Here is a 17,543-nt window from a genome sequence, read left to right as displayed (position 1 = left end):
TCCCCTTTTCCAAACTTTCTTCTATTTTAACACAGAAGTAAAAAGACCGAGTCTTTGAACTCAGCCTTAAAAGTTTTCTTTTTTCAATTGTAGACGAAGGATAATAATCCCTACCAAGAGAACGAGACAGGTAACGATATTCCCTTCTAGACCAAAGGCTCCACCTGATAACCAATCAGGCAAGCCTGACCTGGCCTGAAAGTGCAATAAGCTACCGCCTGCATTCTGCCCACTAACTGCCACGCCAACTATATTCCCTTGCGCAAAGTTCCAAGCACCGTGAAGGGCAGCGACACCCCAGATATTATCTGTCTTGAGCATGTAAAGAGCCAAAAGAACTCCTACTAGAACAATACTGATTAGAGACAAGGCGGTAACACCCTGGTTTCCTAGGTGTAATATTGAAAAGAAAGAACTTGAAATAGCAATTCCCCAGGAAAGGTTCAATTTATTAGTCACCGTCTGAAGTAACCATCCACGTGTCACCAGTTCCTCGGTTCCACCTTGGATAAACCAGAAAGGGATTAGGGATAGTATGTATAAGAGGGTTCTCTGAGAAAAGTCTACTTTTACAAATTCTAACCCTCCAAGTAAATAAGTCCCAAGGAAACTAACTAACAAGAGCAGGGTTCCCAATCCCCAGCCCTTAAGCAGGTTCAACCAAATATGACCCTTGAAGAATCCCAGTGTACGAATGGGACGTTTTTCAACAACTTTAACCCAGAAAAAGATAGCTAAGGCAGTAAAGGCAAAGGCTCCCAACTGAAAATACAAGGTTGAAAATATTTTATAGTAAATCGAATGTATATCCTGGAACTGAATGTTGCCATTTAATACTAAGAACGAAAGAACAATAGCCATTGGAATTCCCACAACAATCCCTGATAGAAATCCACTTATAAGGAAATAACCCAAGGCAATAAAACAGGACAGCATAATCATCAGCCAACTTGGAACTTTATCATATCGGCTAGTATATTTCTCAAGCATACGTTTCTTCATTTTTCAGCTCCTGTAACAAATCTTACATGTATTCGATTACAGTGTAACTAATTGACACAAGCTTGTCAACTTCTTCTCAGATAGCTCTCATAGCTAACGAACCTTGTTACATTTCCTAACATCAAACTCCAAGAAGTTTGATAACAAGACCTTTTTTTGATAGAATAGGAAGGTATTTTATAAAGGAGACTTTTTATAATGAAGAAAAAACTTCTGACACTCTTCTTGAGTGCCATGTCAGTTTTCTTTGTTTTCGGAGTTAAGGTATCTGCTGAAACAATTTCAGTCGTTTCAGACACAGCCTATGCCCCATTTGAATTCAAAGATTCTGATCAGACCTACAAAGGTATCGACGTTGATATCATCAACGAAGTTGCCAAACGTAAAAATTGGGATGTTAACCAAACCTTCCCTGGTTTCGATGCAGCTGTTAACGCTGTTCAATCAGGCCAAGCAGACGCCCTAATGGCCGGTACTACTGTTACCGATGCACGTAAGAAGGTCTTCACTTTCTCAGACACTTATTACGACACTTCAATTGTTATCTATACACGTAGCAGCGACAAAGTCAGCGACTACAAACAATTGAAGGGTAAAACAGTCGGTGTTAAAAACGGTACCGCTGCTCAAACTTGGCTTGATAAAAACGCTAGCAAATATGGTTTTACAGTTAAAACTTTTGACACTAGCGACTTGATGAACAATAGCTTGGATTCTGGTTCTGTTGACGCAGCTATGGACGACACACCAGTTGTTAAATACGCTATTGGTCAAGGAAAAGACTATGCTATCAACATTAAGCCTGAATCTATCGGTAGCTTCGCTTTCGCTGTTAAAAAAGGCGGAAAACACGAAAATCTTATCAAAGACTTCAACGAAGCTCTTAAGGAAATGAAGAAAGACGGCACCTACGACAAAATCATGAACAAATGGTTGGGTGACTCAGAAAAATCTTCTTCATCAAAACCTTCAGCAGATCTTAAATTGACTGGTGATGCTAATGCAAAAGCCACTCCTGCTAAGGAAACCTACACTATCTCAATGGACTCATCTTTTGCTCCATTCGAATACCAAAATGGTTCAGGTAAATATGTAGGTATCGATGTTGATATCATCAATGCTATTGCTAAAAACCAAGGCTTCAATGTCAAATTGACAAACCCTGGTTTCGATGCATCACTTAATGCTGTACAATCTAGCCAAGCTGATGCCGTATTGGCTGGTATGACCATCACTGATGCTCGTAAACAAATCTTTGACTTTTCTGATCCTTACTACACATCAAACATTCGTTTGGCTGTAGCTAAAGGAAGTAAGGTTAAATCTTACAAGGATCTTAAAGGTAAGACTGTAGGAGCTAAAAACGGTACGTCATCTTACTCATGGTTGGAAGACCACGCTGGTGAATATGGCTTTACTGTTCGTGCTTACGATGAAGCTTCTACTATGTATGACAGCTTGAACTCTGGTTCAATCGATGCTCTTATGGATGATGAAGCCGTTCTTCTATACGCTATCCAACAAGGACGTAACTTTACAACACCAATTGAAGGTATTGCTACTGGTGAAGTCGGATTTGCTGTTAAAAAAGGCACTAACCCTGAGTTGATTGAGATGTTCAACAATGGTTTGGCTGCTATCGTTAAAGATGGTACTTACGATAAGATTATCAATAAATACCTTGATAGCAACAAATCAAAAGAAGGAAGCTCAAAAAAAGCTACCGATGAAACAACCATCGTAGGCTTGATTAAAAACAACTACAAACAACTTCTCCAAGGTCTTGGAATTACCCTTGGATTGACCCTTCTTTCATTTGCTATTGCCATGATTATCGGTGTTATCTTCGGTATGATGGCAGTTGCACCAAACAAGACACTCCGCGTGATTTCTCAAGTCTTTGTTGACGTGGTTCGTGGTATCCCATTGATGATTGTTGCAGCCTTCATCTACTGGGGTATTCCTAACTTGATTGAAAATATCACTGGTCACCAATCACCAATCAATGACTTTGTGGCAGCGACAATTGCCCTCTCACTTAACGGTGGTGCTTACATTGCCGAAATTGTACGTGGTGGTATCGAAGCTGTTCCTATTGGTCAGATGGAAGCCAGTCGAAGCTTGGGTGTCCCTTACAATACAACAATGCGTAAGGTTATCTTGCCACAGGCGGTTCGCTTGATGTTGCCAAACTTCATCAACCAATTTGTTATCTCATTGAAAGATACGACTATCGTATCAGCTATCGGTTTGGTTGAACTCTTCCAAACTGGTAAAATCATCATTGCTCGTAACTACCAATCATTCCGTATGTATGCAATCTTGGCCATCCTTTACTTGGTCATCATCACATGCTTGACGAAATTGGCTAAACGACTAGAAAAGAGACTTAAATAATGGCTGAATTGAAAATCGATGTGCAGGACTTGCACAAATCATACGGCGACAATGAAGTCCTTAAAGGCATTGACGCCAAATTCTACGAAGGTGACGTTGTATGTATCATCGGTCCTTCAGGTTCAGGTAAATCAACCTTCCTTCGTACGCTTAACCTACTTGAAACAGTGACATCTGGTAAAGTAGTCGTTGATGGCTATGAATTATCAGATTCTAAGACAAATCTTGACAAAGCCCGTGAAAATATCGGAATGGTCTTCCAACATTTCAACCTTTTCCCACATATGACAGTCCTTGAAAACGTGACATTTGCACCTGTTGAACTCGGACGTATGAACAAGGAAGAAGCTGATAAATTAGCTATGGATCTTCTTGATCGTGTGGGACTTGCTGACAAGGCAGATGCAATGCCAGATAGCCTATCAGGTGGACAAAAACAACGTGTGGCAATTGCCCGTGGTTTGGCAATGAATCCTGATATCATGCTCTTTGACGAACCGACTTCTGCCCTTGACCCTGAAATGGTCGGAGACGTTCTTAACGTTATGAAAGAATTGGCAGAGCAAGGTATGACCATGATTATCGTTACTCACGAAATGGGATTTGCTCGTCAAGTTGCCAACCGAGTAATCTTTACTGCGGACGGTGAGTTCCTCGAAGATGGTACTCCAGATCAAATCTTTGATAACCCACAACACCCACGTTTGAAAGAATTCTTGGACAAGGTTCTAAACGCCTAATTATCAAAACAGTTACTCTTGCTAGAGTAGCTGTTTTTGATTACCATTTTGGATAAGAAAAACAGAGCAAGTGCTAGACTTGCTCTGTTTCTTCATTTAGTTCAGGGTGTTTTGCTGCTTCTTCCCTTGCCAAGCGCTCACGCTCAAGACGGAGTTTTCGGTTAGGATTTAAGCGCGTAAAGAGTTCTTCAAGTTTCTTTGGATTCCAAACATCGGCCGCAGAAACAAAATTTCCATCTTTATCCCTGAAGGATATCGGTTTATCTCCCATTGTAAACCTCTTATTTCAATATTTTTATATTCGCCGACTTCACACAGTTAGTGAGGTTGCTAGGCAGACCGCCATAGCGGCTGCCGTAGACTATCAAGTGCTTCAGCACTTAGAGAGTCTTTCAACGTCAATCAACAAACTCAAACTCGAAGTTACCGATACGAACGATGTCGCCATCCTTAGCACCACGTTCACGAAGCGCTTCATCAACTCCCATACCACGTAATTGACGTGCAAATTTCATGATAGATTCGTCACGTTCCATGTTAGTCATGACAAAGAGTTTTTCAAGTTTCTCACCAGAAAGTACCCATGAGGCATCGTCATCACGGCTAATTTCAAATGGACGTTCATCCTCGTTAAAGCCGTAGTACACTTCTTCTTGTTCCATATCGTCTTCGCTATAAAGCAAGAATTCATCAGTCTCATCAAGTAACTCTGCAGTAGCTTCCAAGAGATTTTCCAAACCTTGGTGAGCCAAACTTGAAATTGGGAAAATTTGTGGCAACTCATCAAATTCATCATAGTTAGCAGCCAATTTTTCCTTAAACTCTTTCAAGTTTTCCTCAGCCCCAGGCATGTCCATCTTATTAGCCACAATAATTTGTGGACGTTCCATCAAGCGAAGGTTGTAAGTTTCCAACTCTTTGTTAATTTGAAGATAATCCTCGTAAGGATCACGCCCTTCACTCGCTGACATATCAATCACATGAAGGATAACACGTGTACGCTCAATATGGCGAAGGAACTGTGTTCCCAAACCAACACCCTGGCTAGCCCCCTCAATCAATCCTGGAAGGTCAGCCATGGCAAAGCTCTCACCTGACTTCGTACGAACCATCCCCAAGTTAGGAACAATTGTCGTAAAGTGATAGGCACCAATCTTTGGTTTTGCTGCGGTTACCACACTGAGGATTGTTGATTTACCAACAGATGGGAAACCAACCAAACCAACATCCGCCAAAATCTTCAATTCCAATTGAAGTTCACGTTCTTCTCCTGGCTCACCATTTTCAGCGATTTCAGGAGCAGGGTTACGAGGTGTCGCAAAACGGATATTTCCACGTCCACCACGTCCACCGTGAGCAATGACAAACTCTTGGCCATCCTCAACCATATCAGTAATAACCTTGCCTGTCTCAGCATCACGAACTGTCGTACCAAGCGGGATGCTAACGATGAGGTCTTCAGCACCTCGACCGTGCATTCCCTTGGTCATCCCTTTTTCGCCATTCTTAGCCTTGAATTTACGATTATAACGGAAATCCATAAGGGTACGTAAGCCTTCGTCAACCTTGAAAATGACTGAGCCACCCTTACCACCGTCACCGCCCCAAGGACCGCCATTAGGTACATATTTCTCACGACGGAAGGCAACCATCCCGTCACCACCACGACCAGCTTTGACACTAATCTTGGCTGTATCTAAAAACATACTCATCTATATTTCTCTCTTTCTGATTTGTATGCCATGTACAAATTCAATCACAAACGAAAGAATTTCCGACATACACAAAAAAACGCTTGATAGCGTCTTAAAGGACAGCTGCGACTGCTTGGAAAATCAATGCCCCAACTGTTACTAATAGCATAATCAAAACGACCAATACTGTTAGACGTTCAAAAAATGATTTCTTACGTGGTCCGTTATCTCCAAATGCCACTTGAATTTACCTCGTTTTTTCTTCTATTATTTCACAATAATAGTAACAAAAATCTGCCCATTTCGCAACTCTTAACTAGCTTAAGCCAAAGGAATTCCAAAAACAGCTAAAGCTTCCAACTCCTCCTCGGTTAAACGTCGCCAAGCACCAAGTTCTAAATCATCTGGCAGACTTAAAGGCCCCATACTTAGGCGTTGTAACTCTGTCACTTCCTTACCACAAGCAGCTACCATACGCTTAACCTGATGGAATTTCCCCTCAGCAATGGTAATCTGAACCAAGCTCGTCCCAGCATCCCTATCTACGGATACAATCTCTAGTTTAGCTGGTTGGCAAGTGTGGTCTTTGAGTTCAATCCCTTTTTCAAAAGCCAGAATATCCTCCTGCTCCATGATTCCATCCACCTTAGCCTGATAAATCTTATCAACATGTTTCTTTGGAGACAGCATAGCGTGAGCTAAATCGCCATTATTTGTCAAAAGCAGGAGACCGTGAGTATCAATATCCAAACGACCAACAGGAAAGACCTGCTTATGTCGTGCTGTATCATCCAGTAAATCAAGTACTGTCTTGTGACGGGCATCCTCCGTCGCTGAAATAACACCCTGAGGCTTATTTAACAGATAGTAAACAAAGGTCTCGTGTGTTAATGCTTGACCTTGAAAAGCAATCTGGTCTTGATTCTCATCAATCTGAGTCTTGGGCGACGTCTCCACCTGACCATTTACGGTTACTTGCTTCTTTTTGAGAAAGGTCTTGACTTGACTGCGACTACCAACACCACAATCAACCAAAAACTTATCCAGACGCATCTATACTTCCTCCTTTATTGGAATCCAAACTTCCATTTCATAATCTTCAGCCTGACGATTCCCTGGTGGATAAACCTCTACAGTTGGCTGATCAATCATTTCAAAATGTTTCTTAGCATAATGAAAACTCTCCCAAACAGCTGCTGTTGCAGGCCCTCTAAGTTTAAAAACCGCATAAGTAGCTGGTGCAAGAGCAATCATTTCCATACTATCATCCTCACCAGCCAAGGCCGTTACATAAGTCTTGCGACTGCCATCATTGATTCGAATACCATAGGTAGGAACAGCCAAATCATCTTGTTCTGCCAAAAAGGGTACCCAAAGAAAGTCTGTCGGCTTACCTAGTTCCTCGCCCTCAAAAGCCATCCCTGAAAAACTCAAAAATCCCTTTCGAACAACCTTCACATCATAACGAACGGTTACTAAATCCAACTTTTGAATCACCTTTTTCAGTTTCGTAAGCTCGACTGGAACCTCATCTGCTAAGACATAGGAAATTTTTTCCACAAATGCTTCTTTTTCAGCATTACCAGAACCTATAGGAACCAAGATCCAATCTTCTGCTGCAACACTTTGATCTTCACAAAGGTAGGTAAAGTGCTTTCCTCCTTCGTTAAAAGACACATCAGCTAAACGAAAAAGGGGCTCAGGCAAATCGACAACCACCATCTCAAGCCCCTTTGCTTGAAACAAGAGCTCTTGATCCCTTAAACGCACTTTCATAGCCAAGCTATCACTATCAATAGAAAAGCTGTTATCCAAGTCCATTACAGACTGAAAGAAGGCCTGGTGTAACCCTGAAAAAGTCCAGACAGCATGCCAACGACACATCATCTCATAATCATCAACGGTCACAAGAAGAGAGAGCTCCTGTTGGTCTGACGCATAAGAATAGGCTTGAACGCTCAATTGGTCTGGTGTCAGGTATTCATTAACAAAGACCGCAAAGTCATCCATGGTTTGAAAATCTGACATAAACGCTCCTTTTCTATTTCTCGACCGACCCTGTCACATACATGGTAAATGTAGCCCTTGTAAGGATTTTCTCTTCCTGATTAGTAATGACAACTTCCACCACCTTAGTCGTCTTACCATTATGAACACACAGGCCTTCAATCTTGAGTTGGTCAGACAAATGCCCTGCCTTGAGATAATTGATATTAGACTGAAGCGTCACCGCATAGTCACCTGTTGAAATGGCTACAAGCCCTGCGACCTGATCACAAAGCGTAAACAAATAGCCCCCGTGAGCATTACCAAAATAATTCAGGGACTTCTCGACTACTTTAGTTGTCACGATGACATGTCCCGTCTCAAATAGTTCTTCTTGAAAATTCTCAAACACACGGATTTCATGTAGTTTGTCTTGCATAGCAAGCCCTCCTATTGTTGCTCATTCCACACCTAGTGAAATGACACGTCTTTATCTACTAGTATAACACGAAGTTCATAAAGGATAGTAAGCTTATTTGGCTAAGCTAATATCAACCTGAATATCTTCACGAAAAAGCTTCTTCACTCGGCAAAAATTATCCACAAAAGCCAAGAGTTCTTGCTCATTTTCCAAAATCAAATCCTCAGGTAAATGAATGGCAAGGGTGAAATGGTCTTCTTCATAGTTGGAATCAATTTGAATAGCAAGCTCCTCGATTCCCTGATATTTGGCAAAATAACTCTGTAGACACATGGTCACACAGGAAGCCAAGGCAATATTCACCAAACTCATCGGTGTTTCCCCATCTTCCGTATAGCCAAAAAGTTCCACAGGTGCTCCGTAACCTTCTGAAAGCGAATGGAAACGTTTGTCACCTTTAATTGTTGTTTGATACATCATGCCACCTCAATCTTTTTTTATTATTATAACAAAGAGAGCCTTAAGGACCGAGCTGAACGCTTTGAAATATCTAGCAAAAGAAGAAAAAGCGTAAGAGCTTTTAGCTCTTATTTTCCAATAGATTAGCCTTGTACAACACGGATATTACCGAGGGATTACAGTTGATTAAAAATAACTGGAAGCGCTTTTAAAATTTCATTTTTTCATTTAAAATGAATTTACTAAGGAAAAAGGGAGACTATTATGAAAACATTTTCTAAATTAACTTTAGCCTCTGTCTCAGTTCTTGCCTTGTTGACCTTAGCAGCATGTGGCAACTCTAAAGACAAAACTGACTCGTCATCTTCAACAACATCATCAAGCAAGGTGACCAAAGAATCTTCTTCAACTGATTCAAGTGCTTCAGTAAAAGTCAACAAAGACGGATCAACTGAGGTCAGCGATGGAAACGGTAACTCAGCAAAAACAAACGGCAATAATACTGTCGAAGCCAACGATAGCGAAGGTAACAGTGCAACAGTTGGCCAAGATGGTTCAGTCGAAGTTAACAGCCAAGACGGTACCAATGTCAAAGTTGGTTCAGACGGAACTGTCTCAATTGGTAACTAATAAGATAAGATAGGCTAGCTAATCTGCTAGTCTATTTTTTAGGTTCAGATTGATGTAAACGCTTCCTGAAAGTGCTATAATAGGCGTGGAAATCCAAATTCAGGAGGTGAGACAATGAAAAATAAAATCATCTTAGGATGCTTAGCTGCAGCGACCTGTGAGATTCTCTTTGGGCTCAGTTTTATCTTTACCAAATCTATTACAGCACAGGTCAGTGACCTGGCTTTAATCTCTTGGCGCTTTGTCACCGCCTTCCTTTTTATCAACCTCTATTTCCTATTCAGCCGACGTCGGCTAAAAATTAACGGTAGAAATCTTAAACCCCTGACACGTATTGCCATCCTCAATCCGATAATCTATTTTATCTGTGAAACCATTGGCATTCGTATGACGACGGCTTCTGAAAGTGGAGCCTTTCTTGCCTGCATCCCAGTCGTTGCCCTTATCATGTCTAGCCTTATTTTAAAAGAATGGCCCAGCCGTTGGCAGGTGGTCGGTGTCATCACAACCCTCATCGGTATCATCATAGCTGTCTTTGCTGCTGGCGGCTCTACCCACTTCTCCTTGGTGGGCTACTTGATTCTAGGTCTAGCAGTCGTCTCCTACGCCCTCTATTGCGTTGATGTCGAAAGAGCCAGTCAATTCAGTAGCCTTGAGATTACCTACTTTATGCTTGCCAGTGGTTGCCTGACATTTGGACTCTTTGCACTCAGCCAAGGCTTTCTAGCAGGTGATTTGAAAGAGCTCTTGCTTCTCCCTGTGAGCAATCCAAAATTCACTATCACTATCCTTTATCAAGGCTTGGGATGCAGTGTTCTGGGCTATCTGCTATCAAATTTTGCCATCGCAAATATCGGGGTCAACCGAACAGCATCCTTTATTGGGATTTCGACCATTATCTCAATTCTAGCTGCTGTTGTCGTCTTAGGAGAACCCTTCTCGCAACTACAAATTTTTGCAGGCATTTTAGTCGTCCTGGGCGTCTATGTAGCCAATAAAACCTAAAACTCTCGGGAATTAATCTTCCGAGAGTTTTTTAGTCTTAATCAAGCTCTGTTTGAATCAAAACAACGAGTTCTTCCTCATTAGGAATACTGCTTACCGCAGTCGGCTCTGGTAAAGGCTTATCTCCATACCCTTTAATAATATGTGATAAAAACACAGATGCTTTCGTCATAGCAAGAGGCAAAGAATCTGCCCTAATGCTACGACCAAAGTCAGGAAAACTAATTTGATAACCTTCCTCAATCGTGTGAAAAATCGCTGGATATTCGTATAACATGTCTCTTCCCCCATTTCAATACTAGACTCCTCTATGATAGGATGAGTTTGAGGAGAAGTCAACCAAAAATCGTTACAAAGAGAGGGTGAAACCATTCGAAACAAGGCAGCAAAGTTAAAATAAGGCTGAGTCCGTATTCAACTTGAGAAAGTGGCACCGAATCGGTGCTTTTTGGGTATACAAATAGTCCTTTGGAATCATCCAAAGGACTATTTATATATCTACTATTTCTTAACCTCATCCAAAATCTCGATTACCTTATACAAGTCTGGTTCTGTGATTTGGTAGGGAGCTTGTTCACGAACAATTGGTTTGGCACAAAAGGCGATGCCGATACCAGCTGTCTTAATCATAGGTAAATCATTGGCACCGTCACCCATTGCAATGGTTTGCGAGAGTTCGAGACCATTTTCTGCTGCCCAATCTTTGAGTTTGGCTACCTTGACATCTTTGGTAACAATCTCACCATAAACCTTACCAGTTAAGACACCATCAACCACCTCTAGGTGATTAGCCTTGACATAATCAATTCCTGCTTCAGCTGCTAGTCTATCCACAGTCTCATGGAAGCCTCCAGAAACCAAGCCTACCTTAAAGCCACGGGCGTGAAGTTTATCCACAAGTTTCTTGGCTCCTTTGTTGAAATGAATACGAGCATAGACCTTATCAAATATACTCTCTGGCAATCCCTTGAGGGTCGCTACACGCTCATTTAAGGCCTGTCTAAAATCCAATTCTCCACGCATGGCACGCTCTGTGATTTCAGCAACTTCTTGACCAACGCCTGCTTCTTCACCCAATAAATCGATAACTTCTTCTTGGACTAGCGTTGAATCTACGTCCATAACTAATAAACCTTTAACTTCTGACATAATTACCTCGATTCTTTGATGCCTATCTAAGCCTTCACTAGATTTAATTTTAATATGAAATGAAAAACGGACCTTACAAAAAATTCTGGACCCTAGTCCAGAATCTTTCTCTTACATACGAATTTGTTCGCGTGTCTTCTCGTAAGATGATACAAAACGATCTGTCACACCTGGTTCAACTGTTTCCAAGGCATAAGAGATTTCTTCCAAAGATGCATCATAATCATGATCAACTTCAAACAATTTAAGTGCATGCTCAAAGCTACTTTGAACAGCAGGTTCGAACGAACGGTAGCGATTTGAGTATTGCAAGAGTTGCTCAGTCAAGGTTGCATTTTGAACCACCAAGTAGGCAGTTTCTTCCAAATGATCAATGGCATTTTTAGATGTTTCTGTCAAACGCATGACCGCATCGATATTGATACGTCCACGGCTGAGTTCATCCATAAGGGCCTCAATTTGAGCACTTGTTGAGAAGAAGACACTCAAGAAGGATTGAGGAATACCTGGCAGGTTACGTTTTTCCATGTAACGCTTGATAACATGCAATTTATTAACATAAATATCAAGCTCTTCACGTGCCTTAGCTTCGTTTTTCTCAATAGCCTGAAGATTTTCAAAGACCTCAACCTGACCATTTTCAACAGCAGACAAGGTATTGAGACTCTTTTCAAAGATCTTTTCAAGTTCTGAGAAAGGCTTCACCTGAGCTTCAAAGTTTTCAAGGGTTGGAAGCACAGCTGTCTCCACACCTGAGATATCAGATGCAAAGCTACGAACATCTGCCGCATAAGTTTCATCGAAGATATAAGTCAACATGAGACGCTCAAGCTCTTCTTGAAGTTTTTTGTTGTTTTCTTTAGCGTGTTTAAGATAGTCTGGCAAGATTTTCTTATGACGCATAACAACCTTGTATGAGGCAATTTCACGTTCGAAAATACTATACAAGTTGTTGATTTTATCTTGAATCTCAACGTTTTCTTCTTCCGCACGGTCCAAATCAAGAGAAACCAATTCACTTGAGTTAGAACGGATAGCTTCACGAATTTCTTGGAAGCGACGTTCGATATTTTTTTCAGGGAAGTGATAATTTTGCTCAATCAACTTGCGATAGCCAGATTCCAAATCATCTAACTGATCTGGGAAATCATCCTCCAACTTAGCTACAATCGCAGGAATCTTCTCTGAAATTTGACCCAATGCAATAGTGTGTTCTTCTGCACGATCCAAAATACTTGATGCCTCAATAGGGTCACCTGATGAGTTAAGCGTCACGAATTCTGCAAACTCAGCTTCAATGTTTTTAAGCTGTTTATTGATTTCGGTCATGGTAGAACCGAAATTATCAGAGTTTTCCTCGATTGAGTTTTGCAACTCTTCGTACAAGTCTAATGCATGCTTAACGCGAGCACTGTTCTTTTCTTCTTGTTCTTTCAAGGTTGAGAGCGCTTCGCGAATAGACTTGATGTCTTCTTCCACAAGATCCAACTGACTCTCAATGTTATTGATTTCACCACTAGCCTTGAAGAAATGGAAAGTATCATTCATATTTTCAGCTTCGAAAATATGATTCTTAATATCTGTAAATGAGTTTGTTGAGATATCTACCCATTTCTGATTCCATTCACGGAAGGTTGTTTGACTTTGTCCAATCAAGTGAAGCTTTTTGACTTCTTCAATTTCTTCATTAACTGGCAAGTCAAACAAGCTTTGCTTGCGCTCTTCAAGCTCTGCAATCCGCGAATCATTTCGTTTTCTAATAAGAATACCGATTAAGTAAGCGATAATTACGAGTATAACTACCACTACAATCAGTAAAACAATTCCGCTAGACATAGTTTCTCCTTAATCGTCTATTATGTTCATAAATGTAGAATAACATTACGATTATATCATAGTTATCCTAGCATTGCATCCTTTTTTAAAAGAATATTAGATATCTAGAGTACTGTAAACGGCATTTTCTTCGATAAATTCGCGGCGAGGTTCAACCTTGTCTCCCATCAGCATATCGAAAATCTTATCTGCCTCCGCAGCATCGTCCACAGAAACACGTGCCATCAAACGATTTTCAGGGTCCATGGTAGTTTCCCAAAGTTGGTGGTCATCCATTTCACCCAAACCTTTATAACGTTGTACCGTAGGTTTTGAACGTCCCACACTATACTTTTCAAGTGCAGCACGCAATTTGTCTTCTTGATCTGCACCAGGTTGGATATATTCTTTAATCTCAGAACCAACCTTAACCCCATAAATTGGTGGTTGTGCAATGTAGACATAACCTGATTCCAAGACTGGACGCATAAAGCGGTAAATCAAAGTCAGAAGCAGGGTACGGATGTGAGCCCCATCGACATCGGCATCGGTCATAATTACCAACTTGTGATAACGTGCCTTGCTGACATCAAATTCAGCTCCAAAACCTGTTCCCATAGCTGTGAAGAGAGAACGAATTTCTTCATTGGCTAGAATCTTATCCATGCTAGCCTTTTCGACGTTCAAAATCTTACCTCGAATTGGCAGAATAGCTTGAAATTCACGGTTACGACCTGATTTAGCAGAACCACCGGCTGAGTCCCCTTCGACAATGAAAAGTTCATTCATTTCAGCATTATTCGATGAACAGTCTGCCAACTTCCCTGGAAGGTTAGAAATTTCAAGACCTGACTTCTTACGTGTCACTTCACGGGCACGCTTAGCAGCGATACGGGCCTTAGAAGCCAAAATCCCTTTTTCAACAATCTTCTTAGCGATAGCAGGATTTTCCAAGAGGAAGCGACTCAAAGCTTCACTGAAGAGACGATTGGTAATCTTAACTACTTCAGAATTTCCAAGCTTGGTCTTGGTTTGACCTTCAAACTGTGGGTTTGGATGTTTAACAGAGATGATAGCAGTCAAACCTTCACGAACATCATCCCCTGTCAAATTATCATCTTTTTCTTTGAGAATCTTATTCTGACGCGCATAGTCATTAATGACACGCGTTAAGGCTGTACGGAAACCTTGTTCGTGGGTACCACCTTCATGGGTATGAATGTTGTTGGCAAAACTCATCACCGTTTCATGATAGCCAGTCGTGTATTGCATAGCAACTTCAACCGAAATACCATCCATCTCACCATCAGTGTAGATAGGTTCATCAAAGATAACATCCTTGTTTTCATTGATGTATTTCACATAAGACGTGATACCACCTTCGTAGTGATAATGTTTCTCTTGTTCGAGACCTTCACGCTTATCTGTGATAGAGATACGAAGCCCCTTGTTCAAAAAGGCTAGCTCTTGGATACGTTTAGCCAATTTTCCAAAATCAAACTCGGTAGTTTCTTGGAAAATCTCTGGGTCTGGCGTAAAGTGAACAGTCGTACCATGTTTCTCTGTTTCACCAATTACTGCTAAATCTGCTACCACGACCCCACGCTTATACTCTTGGAAGTGGATATAGCCATTTTTATAAACCTTAACATCAAGTTGTGTTGAGAGGGCATTAACAACCGAAGAACCAACCCCGTGCAATCCACCAGAGACCTTATAACCGCCTCCGCCAAATTTACCACCAGCGTGAAGTACTGTAAAGACAGTTTCAACTGCAGGACGGCCAGTTTTTTCTTGGATATCGACTGGAATACCACGACCATCATCGACAACCGTGATAGAATTGTCCGGCTCAATAAAGACCTGAATATGAGTGGCGAAACCAGCCAAGGCCTCATCGATTGAGTTATCGACAATCTCCCATACCAAATGATGCAACCCTTCTTTTGAGGTTGATCCAATATACATACCTGGGCGCATACGTACCGCTTCAAGCCCCTCTAAGACCTGAATCTGGCTGGCATCATATTCTTGCGCTTTTTCTTCAAGATTTTTTAATTCATCAGTCATTTATGTCACAATCTCCAATAATGATTTATGGCCATCAACAAGCAAGGTATCCAGACCTGCTGCTTTTCCTGCCTCTATATCTATCTGGCGGTCACCAATGACCAAGCCGTGTTTAATATCGTATTTTTTAATTAAATAAAGGAAACCATCTGGACTCGGCTTTCTAGCAAAGCCATTTTCAGAAGTTACAACCTCTGTAAAATAAGAGGCAATTTCTGCTTTGTCAAGGATTTCTAGCACCAAGTGATTACGGTGGCTAACCAAAAAATTACGCCCACCCTCAGCCACAATCTTAGCTAGGACAGCCTTAGCACCTTCAAAAAGAACAGGTTTCTGTAAATGCTTGGCTTCCTCCTGCTTATATAGGGTTCGAAAATCAGCTATATCAGGCGCAAACATAGCAATGGCAGTACTCGTTGATACCTTAAGGGCATCATAGACTGCTTGAGGTTCTGCTGTACGCTCAAATTGTTCTAAAGTTGCTAGAAAGGCTTGGGTTGATACCTGGTAATTATCCAACAAGGTACCACCCAAATCCCAGATATAATCTCCATAATTCATAACCTTAATTATAACATAAAAGGTCAGATTTTGCTTGTTTTTCACAGCTAAAAAGGCTTGGAAAACCTATCCAAACCTTAATTTTTTATTTCAGAATCAAACTTGCCACAATAGGACTAATAAAGACATATAGAATACCTGTTACAGCGATTGAAAGACCACCCATGGCACCTGCAACCTGACCATATCTGAAGGCAGTTCCTGTACCTACAGCGTGTCCGGTCCCTCCTAGTGAAAGTCCGATAGCAACTGGGTCTTTAATACCAATCATTTTTAAAAAGACTGGACCCAAGACTGAGGTTAAAATTCCCGTAATAACAACGACGACCAAGGTTACTGTCGTAATCCCCTGCATTTTTTCCGAAATCCCTACAGCCATGGCAGTTGTTACAGACTTAGGAAAGAGAGAGATGGCTAAGAAATAATCCATCCCAAAAAGCTTAGCAATCAAGGCCGTATAACTCGTATTTAAAACACAGGCAACCGTTGATCCAATTAAAATACTCTTATAGTGATGGCGCATGAGGTGCAGATTCTTGTAAAAAGGAACTGCTAGAGCGACCGTTGAAGGAATAATCAAACTATTAAGATAAGAGCCACCTACATAGTAATCCTTGTAGGAAATACCTGTATAATGCAAAATGACGATAATCAAGGCAGTCGATACAAGGAGAGGCGTTGTCAAGGGATTAGGAAAACAGCGATAAATCAAAAGCCCTATTGTGTAAGCTAGTACAGAAAGTGTTAGCCCAAACAAGGGTGTATTAAAAAAATTAGCCACGTTTAACCTCCTCGTAATCACCTTCAAAATGTTTTTTGATGAAACCGACAACTACTGCAATCACTACAATATTAAGAACCAAGGCTCCCATAATAATCAAAATAATAGGGACAATATTCGCTGAAATAGCATTCCATCGTTCCATAATACCGACACCTGCTGGCAAAAATAGAATAGTCATATTGGCAATTAAAAACTCTGCTACTGCATGAATATGACGTAGACGAATCCACTTAAGCTGAAGAGCAATAAGAAGCAAGAATAGGCCAATAATGCTTCCAGGAATAGGTAATTTGAAGAATGTTGAAATAGCTTCACCAATAACGGCAAACAAACAAATCAACATGAATTGAACGTAGTATTTCACGACTTGCCTCCTAGGTTTAATCACCTATTAGTCTACTCCTTTTTTCTTGAATTTCAAGAGTTTTCAGTAAATTCTTTTGAAAAATTAAGAGCCCTATACTAACCTTTTTGAATATGAAAAAACAAGCTCAACACTGAAAGTTGGGCTTGTAAAAAATAGTCAAATATTTATCTTAATCACAATTTCATTTTACAGCCAAAAAAATTCTATTTTTTCAAAATAAGAGACTATTCAAAGAAGTTGTCATAAAAAATTCTTATGTCACCACATACATAGGGGCGGATAAGGTTTCACGATTATCAAAATATAAATTTGAATCATTTAAACAATCAGACTGACAACCATACCTATCATATTCATTGGTTTGTTCAAACTATAACTCTATTTTTCAACATCTGAGAAAGAAACTACAATGTTGTACTTCTCAGGTCGGTTAGAACTTACAGAATATTTTAGATAGTAATTG

Annotated in this window: 19 protein-coding genes; 4 read left to right on the top strand and 15 right to left on the bottom strand. The window is 40.7% G+C overall.

The features are described from left to right. Positions 1-66 precede the first annotated feature (66 nt). On the bottom strand, positions 67-1,002 hold the full coding sequence (locus tag V471_RS05335) for a CPBP family intramembrane glutamic endopeptidase (RefSeq protein ID WP_002886799.1): 936 nt from the start codon (positions 1,000-1,002) through the stop codon (positions 67-69). A 198-nt stretch (positions 1,003-1,200) separates the two neighbouring features. On the opposite strand from V471_RS05335, the gene V471_RS05330 reads away from it, so the two are divergent. Both V471_RS05330 and V471_RS05325 read left to right on the top strand, forming a co-directional pair. After that, positions 1,201-3,399 carry an ABC transporter substrate-binding protein/permease gene (locus V471_RS05330; protein WP_002886798.1) on the top strand — a complete coding sequence of 733 codons (2,199 nt, stop codon included), beginning with the start codon at positions 1,201-1,203 and terminating at the stop codon, positions 3,397-3,399. Further along, the gene (locus tag V471_RS05325) at positions 3,399-4,139 is read left to right on the top strand and encodes an amino acid ABC transporter ATP-binding protein (RefSeq protein WP_002886797.1); all 741 of its coding nucleotides are present in this window, start codon (positions 3,399-3,401) and stop codon (positions 4,137-4,139) included. Before V471_RS05330 ends, V471_RS05325 begins: the two co-directional genes overlap by 1 nt. Before the next feature lie 73 nt (positions 4,140-4,212). On the opposite strand, the gene V471_RS05320 is transcribed toward V471_RS05325, so the two are convergent. From V471_RS05320 to V471_RS05290, 7 genes are all read right to left on the bottom strand, one after another. Next, positions 4,213-4,410, bottom strand: coding sequence for a hypothetical protein (locus V471_RS05320; RefSeq protein WP_002884415.1), 198 nt, complete (start codon positions 4,408-4,410; stop codon positions 4,213-4,215). Between the two features lie 127 nt (positions 4,411-4,537). Then, positions 4,538-5,851 (bottom strand): GTPase ObgE, encoded by a 1,314-nt coding sequence (obgE, locus tag V471_RS05315; protein ID WP_013990190.1) that lies wholly within the window; start codon positions 5,849-5,851, stop codon positions 4,538-4,540. A gap of 94 nt (positions 5,852-5,945) precedes the next feature. Beyond that, entirely contained in the window at positions 5,946-6,074 is a 129-nt protein-coding gene (locus tag V471_RS05310) for a DUF4044 domain-containing protein (RefSeq protein ID WP_002884629.1), read from the bottom strand. 80 nt (positions 6,075-6,154) lie between these two features. Beyond that, the gene (locus V471_RS05305) at positions 6,155-6,886 is read right to left on the bottom strand and encodes a pseudouridine synthase (protein ID WP_084871181.1); all 732 of its coding nucleotides are present in this window, start codon (positions 6,884-6,886) and stop codon (positions 6,155-6,157) included. Beyond that, positions 6,887-7,861 carry a GyrI-like domain-containing protein gene (locus V471_RS05300; RefSeq protein WP_061652483.1) on the bottom strand — a complete coding sequence of 325 codons (975 nt, stop codon included), beginning with the start codon at positions 7,859-7,861 and terminating at the stop codon, positions 6,887-6,889. A 13-nt stretch (positions 7,862-7,874) separates the two neighbouring features. Next, positions 7,875-8,258 (bottom strand): PaaI family thioesterase, encoded by a 384-nt coding sequence (locus V471_RS05295; protein WP_049528255.1) that lies wholly within the window; start codon positions 8,256-8,258, stop codon positions 7,875-7,877. Positions 8,259-8,351: 93 nt separating this feature from the next. Beyond that, on the bottom strand, positions 8,352-8,717 hold the full coding sequence (locus tag V471_RS05290; protein ID WP_049528259.1) for an OsmC family protein: 366 nt from the start codon (positions 8,715-8,717) through the stop codon (positions 8,352-8,354). 246 nt (positions 8,718-8,963) lie between these two features. On the opposite strand from V471_RS05290, the gene V471_RS05285 reads away from it, so the two are divergent. After that, on the top strand, positions 8,964-9,329 hold the full coding sequence (locus V471_RS05285) for a hypothetical protein (protein ID WP_013990188.1): 366 nt from the start codon (positions 8,964-8,966) through the stop codon (positions 9,327-9,329). Between the two features lie 114 nt (positions 9,330-9,443). After that, complete coding sequence (locus tag V471_RS05280; protein WP_045772204.1) at positions 9,444-10,334, top strand: DMT family transporter; 891 nt, start codon at positions 9,444-9,446, stop codon at positions 10,332-10,334. A gap of 37 nt (positions 10,335-10,371) precedes the next feature. Here V471_RS05280 and V471_RS05275 read toward each other — a convergent pair whose 3' ends face one another. From V471_RS05275 to V471_RS05245, 7 genes are all read right to left on the bottom strand, one after another. Further along, positions 10,372-10,611 (bottom strand): hypothetical protein, encoded by a 240-nt coding sequence (locus V471_RS05275; RefSeq protein ID WP_014634861.1) that lies wholly within the window; start codon positions 10,609-10,611, stop codon positions 10,372-10,374. 224 nt (positions 10,612-10,835) lie between these two features. Beyond that, positions 10,836-11,483, bottom strand: coding sequence for a phosphoserine phosphatase SerB (gene serB / locus V471_RS05270; protein ID WP_049528266.1), 648 nt, complete (start codon positions 11,481-11,483; stop codon positions 10,836-10,838). A 111-nt stretch (positions 11,484-11,594) separates the two neighbouring features. After that, on the bottom strand, positions 11,595-13,319 hold the full coding sequence (ezrA, locus tag V471_RS05265) for a septation ring formation regulator EzrA (protein ID WP_084871180.1): 1,725 nt from the start codon (positions 13,317-13,319) through the stop codon (positions 11,595-11,597). A gap of 96 nt (positions 13,320-13,415) precedes the next feature. Next, positions 13,416-15,368, bottom strand: coding sequence for a DNA topoisomerase (ATP-hydrolyzing) subunit B (gene gyrB, locus V471_RS05260; RefSeq protein WP_014632780.1), 1,953 nt, complete (start codon positions 15,366-15,368; stop codon positions 13,416-13,418). Beyond that, the gene (locus tag V471_RS05255; RefSeq protein ID WP_045001551.1) at positions 15,369-15,929 is read right to left on the bottom strand and encodes an HAD-IA family hydrolase; all 561 of its coding nucleotides are present in this window, start codon (positions 15,927-15,929) and stop codon (positions 15,369-15,371) included. 85 nt (positions 15,930-16,014) lie between these two features. Next, positions 16,015-16,710, bottom strand: a complete 696-nt coding sequence (locus tag V471_RS05250; protein WP_084871179.1) for an LrgB family protein — start codon at positions 16,708-16,710, stop codon at positions 16,015-16,017. Then, on the bottom strand, positions 16,703-17,077 hold the full coding sequence (locus V471_RS05245) for a CidA/LrgA family protein (RefSeq protein ID WP_002884266.1): 375 nt from the start codon (positions 17,075-17,077) through the stop codon (positions 16,703-16,705). The genes V471_RS05250 and V471_RS05245 overlap by 8 nt, the downstream gene beginning before the upstream one ends. Positions 17,078-17,543 lie beyond the last annotated feature (466 nt).

The organism is Streptococcus salivarius (assembly GCF_002094975.1).
GTDB lineage: Bacteria > Bacillota > Bacilli > Lactobacillales > Streptococcaceae > Streptococcus > Streptococcus salivarius_D.
The sequence above is the reverse complement of the archived record's forward strand: the minus strand, read 5'-3'. Positions and strand labels throughout refer to the sequence as shown.

What these genes read in the sequence shown, in the direction of transcription:
- V471_RS05295 (WP_049528255.1), bottom strand. Translation starts at nt 8,258, where the DNA reads ATGCAAGACAAACTACATGAAATCCGTGTGTTTGAGAATTTTCAAGAA.
- V471_RS05300 (WP_061652483.1), bottom strand. Translation starts at nt 7,861, where the DNA reads ATGTCAGATTTTCAAACCATGGATGACTTTGCGGTCTTTGTTAATGAA.
- V471_RS05305 (WP_084871181.1), bottom strand. Translation starts at nt 6,886, where the DNA reads ATGCGTCTGGATAAGTTTTTGGTTGATTGTGGTGTTGGTAGTCGCAGT.
- obgE (WP_013990190.1), bottom strand. Translation starts at nt 5,851, where the DNA reads ATGAGTATGTTTTTAGATACAGCCAAGATTAGTGTCAAAGCTGGTCGT.
- V471_RS05330 (WP_002886798.1), top strand. Translation starts at nt 1,201, where the DNA reads ATGAAGAAAAAACTTCTGACACTCTTCTTGAGTGCCATGTCAGTTTTC.
- V471_RS05335 (WP_002886799.1), bottom strand. Translation starts at nt 1,002, where the DNA reads ATGAAGAAACGTATGCTTGAGAAATATACTAGCCGATATGATAAAGTT.
- V471_RS05285 (WP_013990188.1), top strand. Translation starts at nt 8,964, where the DNA reads ATGAAAACATTTTCTAAATTAACTTTAGCCTCTGTCTCAGTTCTTGCC.
- V471_RS05280 (WP_045772204.1), top strand. Translation starts at nt 9,444, where the DNA reads ATGAAAAATAAAATCATCTTAGGATGCTTAGCTGCAGCGACCTGTGAG.
- ezrA (WP_084871180.1), bottom strand. Translation starts at nt 13,319, where the DNA reads ATGTCTAGCGGAATTGTTTTACTGATTGTAGTGGTAGTTATACTCGTA.
- V471_RS05325 (WP_002886797.1), top strand. Translation starts at nt 3,399, where the DNA reads ATGGCTGAATTGAAAATCGATGTGCAGGACTTGCACAAATCATACGGC.
- V471_RS05290 (WP_049528259.1), bottom strand. Translation starts at nt 8,717, where the DNA reads ATGTATCAAACAACAATTAAAGGTGACAAACGTTTCCATTCGCTTTCA.
- gyrB (WP_014632780.1), bottom strand. Translation starts at nt 15,368, where the DNA reads ATGACTGATGAATTAAAAAATCTTGAAGAAAAAGCGCAAGAATATGAT.
- V471_RS05275 (WP_014634861.1), bottom strand. Translation starts at nt 10,611, where the DNA reads ATGTTATACGAATATCCAGCGATTTTTCACACGATTGAGGAAGGTTAT.
- V471_RS05255 (WP_045001551.1), bottom strand. Translation starts at nt 15,929, where the DNA reads ATGAATTATGGAGATTATATCTGGGATTTGGGTGGTACCTTGTTGGAT.
- V471_RS05320 (WP_002884415.1), bottom strand. Translation starts at nt 4,410, where the DNA reads ATGGGAGATAAACCGATATCCTTCAGGGATAAAGATGGAAATTTTGTT.
- serB (WP_049528266.1), bottom strand. Translation starts at nt 11,483, where the DNA reads ATGTCAGAAGTTAAAGGTTTATTAGTTATGGACGTAGATTCAACGCTA.